The sequence below is a fragment of the Streptomyces sp. NPDC096105 genome, from assembly GCF_044763335.1.
Classification (GTDB): Bacteria; Actinomycetota; Actinomycetes; order Streptomycetales; family Streptomycetaceae; genus Streptomyces.
In genome coordinates this window covers 260,475-268,203 of record NZ_JBIWGC010000010.1, presented here as the reverse complement: position 1 = coordinate 268,203, position 7,729 = coordinate 260,475, and the positions used below count along the sequence as shown (strand labels likewise).

General features: G+C 68.4%; 8 protein-coding genes. 2 read left to right on the top strand and 6 right to left on the bottom strand.

Annotated elements, in window-relative coordinates; genetic code table 11:
* Positions 1–244, top strand: a 244-nt coding sequence (locus tag ACIQ8B_RS18850; protein WP_403548080.1) for an adenosylhomocysteinase, incomplete at its 5' end; no start/stop codon positions are given.
* Between the two features lie 175 nt (positions 245–419).
* On the opposite strand, the gene ACIQ8B_RS18845 is transcribed toward ACIQ8B_RS18850, so the two are convergent.
* A complete protein-coding gene (locus tag ACIQ8B_RS18845) occupies positions 420–1,412 on the bottom strand; it encodes an NAD-dependent epimerase/dehydratase family protein (protein WP_403548078.1) in 993 nt (330 codons plus the stop codon).
* Positions 1,393–2,352: a ScbA/BarX family gamma-butyrolactone biosynthesis protein gene (locus ACIQ8B_RS18840; protein WP_403548076.1), complete on the bottom strand. Its 960-nt coding sequence runs from the start codon at positions 2,350–2,352 to the stop codon at positions 1,393–1,395. Before ACIQ8B_RS18840 ends, ACIQ8B_RS18845 begins: the two co-directional genes overlap by 20 nt.
* 217 nt (positions 2,353–2,569) lie before the next feature.
* Between ACIQ8B_RS18840 and ACIQ8B_RS18835 the strand changes: the two genes are divergently transcribed.
* Positions 2,570–3,244: a ScbR family autoregulator-binding transcription factor gene (locus ACIQ8B_RS18835; RefSeq protein ID WP_403548074.1), complete on the top strand. Its 675-nt coding sequence runs from the start codon at positions 2,570–2,572 to the stop codon at positions 3,242–3,244.
* 59 nt (positions 3,245–3,303) lie between these two features.
* On the opposite strand, the gene ACIQ8B_RS18830 is transcribed toward ACIQ8B_RS18835, so the two are convergent.
* From ACIQ8B_RS18830 to ACIQ8B_RS18815, 4 genes are all read right to left on the bottom strand, one after another.
* Positions 3,304–4,068, bottom strand: coding sequence for an SDR family oxidoreductase (locus tag ACIQ8B_RS18830; protein ID WP_290008915.1), 765 nt, complete (start codon positions 4,066–4,068; stop codon positions 3,304–3,306).
* Between the two features lie 54 nt (positions 4,069–4,122).
* On the bottom strand, positions 4,123–4,839 hold the full coding sequence (locus tag ACIQ8B_RS18825) for a ScbR family autoregulator-binding transcription factor (protein WP_403548072.1): 717 nt from the start codon (positions 4,837–4,839) through the stop codon (positions 4,123–4,125).
* On the bottom strand, positions 4,832–5,377 hold the full coding sequence (locus ACIQ8B_RS18820; RefSeq protein WP_403548070.1) for a hypothetical protein: 546 nt from the start codon (positions 5,375–5,377) through the stop codon (positions 4,832–4,834). The genes ACIQ8B_RS18825 and ACIQ8B_RS18820 overlap by 8 nt, the downstream gene beginning before the upstream one ends.
* A 499-nt stretch (positions 5,378–5,876) precedes the next feature.
* Positions 5,877–7,376 carry a hypothetical protein gene (locus ACIQ8B_RS18815; protein WP_403548068.1) on the bottom strand — a complete coding sequence of 500 codons (1,500 nt, stop codon included), beginning with the start codon at positions 7,374–7,376 and terminating at the stop codon, positions 5,877–5,879.
* Positions 7,377–7,729 lie beyond the last annotated feature (353 nt).

Sequence of the window (7,729 nt, the reverse complement as noted above, 5' to 3'; positions counted from 1 at the left end):
CCACCCGTCGTTCGTGATGTCCAACTCCTTCGCGGACCAGACCCTGGCCCAGATCGAGCTCTTCACCAAGCCCGACGAGTACCCCACCGGCGTCTGCGTGCTGCCCAAGCACCTCGACGAGAAGGTCGCCCGCCTCCACCTCGACGCCCTCGGCGTCAAGCTCACCACGCTCCGCCCGGACCAGGCCGAGTACATCGGCGTGAAGGTCGAGGGCCCGTTCAAGCCCGACCACTACCGCTACTGAACCGACCGGGAGGACGCGTGTACCAGGAGAAGGAACACGAACGGCACTACGGCAGCGCTCCGCAGCCACCCGTCCTCCTGCTCGCCGGCGTGGACGACGATCCCGCGGAGTCCCACATCGTCCGGGGCATCGACTGACGGCGGTGGGCGGCGCCCCGACGGCGCCGCCCACCCGCTCAGTCGCCGACCGCCCGGTCGAGCTGCTCCCGGTACCAGGGGGAGCAGGCCGTGAACCGTTCCTGGAAGCCCGGCCCCGGATCGATTCCGGTGTCCCGCCATATCGCGGCCGTGTCGTACCAGTGGTCCTGCGTCAGCAGGGCGTACTGGTGATCGGTGAAGCCCGGCAAGGACCGCCGGACCAGCTCACGATGGTCGGCGGCGGACACGCGGCGCGGCGCCGGCAGCCGGAGGACGGATCGAACCTCCGCGAGTAGTCGTTCCATGGGCAGCGGCCTGGGATCGGCGACGTGATAGGTCCTGCCACCGTCAGGCACCCAGGGGCTGTGGACCAGTGCGGCGACGACCCGCGCGAGGTCGCCCACCTCGATGACCGAGCTGCGCGCGCCTTCTCCGGCCGGCCAGGCCGGGACCAGGCGGAGCAGCCGCGCAACGACGGGCACCAGCCAGCGGTCCCCCTCGCCGTAGACCAGATGCGGCCGCAGGACCGTTCCGCCCTCTGCCCGTACTTCTTCCTCGGCGCACAGCCGCGAGGCACTGGCGGGTGAGGCGGGCGCCGGTCCCACCTGCCCCTCGCCCGGGCCGCGGTGCGGTCCCGTGCCGTAGACCGAGGCGGTGCTGACGTAGAGGAAACGCCGTACCCCGGCACGGCGTGCCTCGTCGAGCAGCGCCCGCGTTCCCTCACCGTTGACGGCCTCGCACCGCTGGGGATCACGGCCCACGTAACTGGCCGTGTGGACGACGGTGTCGATGCCGGAGCACACACCGCGCAGCGACCGTCGGTCGGTGAGATCACCCGTCACATGGCGCACTCCGGGGATTCCGGCCGCGGCGCACGCACGGCGAGACAGGGCGTGCAGCCGGGGCATGCGGTCCCGGTCGACGCCGTCCGTCCGGCTCAGCGCCCTCAGAACGGCGTTCCCGATGAATCCGGTGCCGCCGACGACGAGGATCGCGCGGGCGGCGGCCAGCTCACCGCTGGGCACCGTCATGTACCGCTACCCTGCAGGTCGCCGCGACGCTTCCGCCCTGGTGGAAGTCGACGACGAGTTCGCGGATACCGGGCGCGCGCAGCAGGGCCTCGCCCGAAGGCGACACCATGCAGGGCGAATCGAACTCCACGTACTTGCGGAACACGGCGTCGCATCCGACGAGCAGCCCGCCGGGAAGCCGCAGCGCGGCGAGTGCCGCCTGCCTTGCCGCCTCCATCAGCACCATGCCGGGCTGGTGATCGACGGGGTGGTCGAAGAGAACGGGGTGGTCGGCCTCGGCGCGCAGCCGACGCGCGCCGTTCACGCACTCGGCGCCCAGCACGACGTCGAAGTCGCGGGTCCGGCCCACCACTTCGGGGATGATTCCGTCCGGTACCACACGCGGCGCGGTCGCTCCCGCCCGATCGCCCCGCAGCTTGCGGTACACGGCTGGACTGACGCAGTTCGCCGTCAGCCGCCCGGACCCGATCCGTCTGCCGTCGCGATGGGCGACGACGTCGTACGCGTACGACGAGACGACGTTTCTCCGGCGTACCACGTCGTGGAGGGTCACCTCCAGGACCACGTCGGCGGGCCCGCGTCCCAGCCGGGCGCCCTCCTCAGTGATCTCGAAGGACATCGTCTCGGTGAGGAAGCTGAACCCCAGGGGTATCTTCAGCGCCTCGTGGGCGAGCAACAGCCCAGCCTGTCGAATGGTTTCGGCAAACAGCATGGGATCGTGCCAGCGGCCGGCGACCGCCCCGTAGTAGCTGTGTCCGCGCGACCACTGGGCACCGATGCGGTAGACGTCCTCACGACACTGGCTGACTCCGGTCAGCAGCACTTCAGAGATCGCGGCCCGGTGCACGAGCGCCCGGGGCACGGTGCGTTCGAAGAGTTCGGGCTCGGCCGTCACGATCTGAGAAAAATCCGATCGGTCGGCTTGGAGCAGCGCGGTCATCCTAACCTCCTGACATGTGCCTTCGGCGCAGCAACAAGGGGGTTGAGCAGGAAAACAGCAGAGAAGCAGACGACGAACGCCTGATCGGCGACCACAAGAATACTAGGCGACTGGTATTTTTTGGCAAGTGGGTGGAAGATTGACCCCAGTGGAAGCCGCGGTGATCACCGGAAGGATGGAAGACCACCATCCGTACCGCGGCAGTCAGGAGGCGGTTGTGGCGCGAGCACGGCAAGAACGAGCGGAAGTCACGCGGGAGGCGATCCTCGACGGCGCGGCGAGGGCCTTCGACGCGGCGGGCTTCGGCAACACCAGCCTGACGGACATCTCCCGGGAAGCCGGCGTGACCAAGGGCGCCCTGTACTTCCACTTCCAGTCCAAGGAAGCTCTGGCCCACGAGCTGATGACCAATCAGTTCGACGTCGCGACCGCACTGGAGAAGTCCGAGCGGCCGGGTGTGCAGACCGCCATCGACATCACCCACCAGATGGCCCACGAGCTGCGTACCAGTGTGCGTGTGCGGGCAGGGATCCGGCTGGTGATAGAGCTGGGGTCGTTCACGGATCCGAACCCCACGGTCTACAACAAGTGGATCGAGACGCTCCGGGACTGCCTCGCCCCTGCGCAAGGGCGGGGAGACGTGAGGCCGGAGGCCAACATCACCGGCATCGCCGTCTTCGTCGTCGGCGCCTTCGCCGGGGTGCAGATCATGTCCCAGGTCCGCAGCGGACGCGAGGATCTGCACGACCGCGTCGCCGACATGTGGTCGCTGCTGCTGCCGGGCATCGTCCCGCCTCGCAGGGTGGCGAGGTTCGAGCCCGCGGGTTCACCGGAGTTGCGCGCCTCACTCGCCCTGCCCGCCCTCGCGCAGGCCGCGGTCGCGGTGGGCTGACCCCTGGCAGCCAGGGCGGACCGAGCATCCCAGGGTGCTCGGCCCGCCCGTGCGACGCGTCAGAGACGTGATCCGCCGCTGGCGTCGATGCACTGCCCGGTGACCCAGCGCGAGGCGTCGGACGCCAGAAAGGCGACGATGTCCGCGACGTCTGCCGGCTGACCGAGGCGCCCGAAAGCGGACCAACCGGCCAGCTCGGCAGCCACCTCCGGGGACGACCGCTTGCCCGCGTTCATGTCCGTCTCCACGAACCCCGGATTCACGGCGTTCACCGTGATGCCGCGGTCACCCACCCCTTTGGCCAGGGCGAGGGTGAAGGTGTCCATCGCTCCCTTGGTCATGGAGTACACGATGGACTCGGGATATGCGATCCGGGTGGCGGCGGAGGAGATATTGATGATGCGCCCCCCGTCACGCAGGCGCTTGAGCGCTTTCTGCACAAGGAACACCAGTGCCTTGGAGTTGACGGCGAAGAGCCGGTCGAACAGTTCCGGCGTCACTTCTTCGATCGTCGCGGACCCGCTGACTCCGGCGTTGTTGACGAGTATGTCGAACTCGGGTCCTCGCCCCTCTCGTGCCAGCCTCGCTTCGAACCGGGCGTAGAGCGTCTCGACATCTCCGGATACGCCCAGTTCGGCGCGTACGGGAAAAGCCCGGCCGCCATCGCGGTGAACCAGGTCGAGGGTCTCTCTCGCCGCCTCCTCGTTGCTGCCGTAGTGGACGGCGACCAGTGCCCCCTCCGCCGCGAGCTTGCGGGCGACTTGCCTCCCGATACCCCTGCTGGCACCGGTGACCAGTGCAGTCTTGCCTGTGAGCGTACCCATGCCCCAACTCCCCCTTACCGCTGTGGCTACGGCCGATGAACAAGCGATCGACTTTCAACGTCCCGTTTCGAGCTGCGGGACAGCTTCGCACGGAGCCGCGGTGCGGACCGTCTGCTCGGCGCCCTCCACCCTAAGGAGAGGCAGGACCAGGGCCCACAAGTCGATCAGCCACTTCTCCGTCTCCGTCCGGGACACCTGCATCCAGGTCAGTGTCTCCACCCCGGACACGGCCGCCGTCACCATCGTGCGGGCCGAGGCGTCGGCCACGGACCGGCCGAGCTCTCCCTTGAGGCGTGCCTCGTCGAGCAGCTTCCACAACCGACCGAGCCAGAGCGAATAGAAGTCGAGCGGGGCGGGACGGCCGCTCATCCGCTCACGGGTGATGCGCACGCTGGCTCTGACGAACGCGTTGTCACGCAGGAGTCGGTTGAGGGCGTGTGTCACGTCCACCACGACTTGGAGCGATGCCGGCTCCGCGTCGCTCAACTCCTCCACCATCGTGTCGAGCACATCCTGGGCGCGGGTCAGCACGGCGTCGGCAAGCTCGTCCTTGGTCGAGAAGTGGAAGAAGAGAGCGCCCTTCGTCACGCCCGCCGAGCGGCTCACATCGGCCAGTGACGCTTTGACGAAGCCCTGAGCGGCGAACTGATCGGCAGCCGCCACCACAAGCCGCTCCATCGTGCGTTCGGACCGCTCCTGTCTCGCCATCGTCAGCCTCGCAAAAATTCCGGTCAGAAGGTTTTGAATAACCCCGAGCACCTTCTCAGGCAACTCTGGAGACGGCCCTCACCGGGCTCGCCGGAAACGGCGCATCACGGACGGCGAGGCGCCGCACCGGAAGCAGATAGGCCGCGTCGGCCAGGTCCGCGAGCACCTGCGTGACCCCTCCTCGGCGCAGCCTTGCAGCGACCCCCTGAAGCTCCCGCCACACCCCTCCCCGCACCCCACCCACGAAGACCGGGCGGGTGACGGCTCCGGCGGTCACCAGGTCCTCCAGCCCCGAAAGCTGCCGCACGACTGCTCGCGCACTGTCGCCACAGATCAGCAGCAATGCCTCGACTTCTCGACGACACGCCAGCTCCGCCGCCGCCCGGTCCAGGGTGACGCCCGCACCGAGGTTCACGACCCTCACGCCTCGGCAGCTCAGCCGCATGGACACCAGAAAGCTGTCGACCGGGGACGCCGACTCGCCGATCGCGCCGATGATGACCGTCCGCGCCCCAACACCGTGCTCCAGCTCCACCACCGTCTCCCCCACCAGCCACCTCGGCACGAGCGGCCCGTCGGCCGCCTCGGTTTCATCCGACACTCCCACTCTAAAAACCGGTCGAATGGTATGTCAACGAAAGTCGGTCGAACGGCTTGTTTCAGCGTGATGGGCGGCCAGAAGGGATTTTTTCTCCGACACATTCACCCTGCTCCTCTCGGTCCACCGGGCTGCCACGAACGGGGGCCGCGCCCACCGGGCGACGATGCCGCTCCGCAGCGTCGATCGCAGGGCCTGACGCTTGGCCGACAGCGCGGGGTCCCGATGCCGAGATGGGCCGCAGGAGCCGCAGGAAAGGTCAACACGTGGTGCGGAGCGCAACCGAACTGCGCGGATCAGTGTTCACCGCGCATCCGGCACGAACGGTGGTGATGGCGTTGGGGCTCGCCGTCCTCGGCGGGACCGTGCTGTTGATGCTGCCGGTCGCCGCCGCGGACGGGCACGGGACCGACCTCGTCAACGCGCTGTTCACGGCCACCTCTCACCGAGGAGTTACCTCCCGCACAAACGCTGCCTCTGCCGACCGAGTTCGGGAGGAGAGTCAGCGGTGACCGGGCATGATCGGATCGGTGGGCTCGACGGCCATGTATGTCTCGGCCGTCCTTGCCTCCAGCACCCCGCCTCTGGCTTCGGGCCCTTCCACCACGAGGGGAGCACCGCGCAAAAGTCCGGCCGGCACCTCTTGGGTCCTGTATGCGTTGGCCATCTCCCGCCTGACCGCCACCAGTCGCTCATCCTCGCGCTCGTAGAAGGTGCGCCGCGCTTTGCGGCTCATCTCCTCACGTTCCTCGTCCGCCCCGCGCCGCACGAGGAACGGAGCCGCAGGGAACAGGGGCTCCTCCGCTGGGATCTCCGTCTGCATCTGGTGCAGACGGGCGCAGGCCGCGTACAAGCCACGCGACAGGCCAAGGTGGAGGCCGATACCGGGGATACGCCCGACCACGAACTCCTTCACGGTGGAGTGCTGTTCCTGTCGAAACCGTTCGTAAGGCACCCCTTCGGCCGGCACACGCCCGCGTAGATCGCGGGTCCCGGCATCTAGTTCAAGCGGCCTCATGGCGCTCTCCCGCCTGGATGGTCCGCCAGGTCCCGGCCCCGTTTCCGCAAGCGGGACGACCCGCAGGTCCTGGACTGCCCCGAACGCCAAGGCTCTGAAGACGAGAAGTTGGTCCCGCGCGACACTGAGCAGATCGTCCGGAGTCTCGTCCAGTGAGGGTTCGCCTCCGTCACTCGGGGGGTCCGGTACGGAGTGGACGCCGCCGACCGGGGACGGGCCCACGAGAGTGGTGTGCACCATCATGACGAGGTGGTCGTCCTCCCAGCGGCCGGGCTCCGGCAGTACCGTTCCGCAGAGCACCTGCCGGTGCGCGACGGCGATCTCCGCCGTCGCCTGGTCCAGCTGCCACTGTCCGTCGCGCATGTCGCCGACTCCCAGTGACTTGCGCGCCTTGGCTTCGATCAGCCACGGCAGCGCCTCGACCGCGTGATCGCCGTAGAGATCTGGGAGCTTCTTCGTCGGATCCACCAGCTCGGGTATGCCGCAAGCCTCCAGGTGCACGGTGGCCGGCAGCCCCGCCATACCGACCGTCAGCCACTGGGCCATCGTCATGCCCAGGTGGTATCCAAAGGCGGCATGGGCGCTGCGTTCTGTGCCGTGGCGGTAGACGGCGTTCACGAACAGCCGCCGCTCCGCCGCTCCAGCAGGCGCCTTGAAATCCTTGAGTGTGAGATACGCCTGCAGTGGGGCAACGCGGGCGATGAGTTCGTTGACGGCGAATGCCGGCGTCTTCCGCAGCCAGGGTGCCAGGTCGCGGCCCGCGCTGGTCGCCGCCGTCACGAGGTGCCGCCAAGTGGTGGTGGCCAGGTACTCACCGTCTGCCGGGAGCGCGTCGGTCACCGGCCATGGCTGCGCGGCCTTCGGCGCCTGGCGGCGGTCCCACTTGGCCAGGTCTCCGTCGGAGCGCACGCGGACAGGTATGTCGAGAGCGTCGGCCAGCGTGAAGGTGAAGTCCGAAGCCTCGGGAGGAGGGGTGAACGCCATGAGGGGAGCCTGCCAGAGCGCGCGACTCCACCTCCATCAGTGACCGGAATGGACGGTCCGCGTTCAGCACCACATCGGCCAGTTCGAAGAGCGCGTCCGCACGTCTGGTCAGGAGAACTCGTCCCGAAGGAGTGACCTGGTCGGCGTGGTGGCTCTCGTAGAGGTGACTGCGGTGTTCGGCGGTCAGGCCGAGCCAGGCGGTGACCTCGGCGTCGGCGTCCCATCCACGCATGGCCTTCCCTACGGCCTCGCAGACCTCTTGCCCGTAAGTGTCCACCAGCGACACGGGCAGCTCGCACAGCGCCAGGTAAGCGACGTCGTGGGCGTCGAGTCGCCGTTCGGCTCGGGAGCAA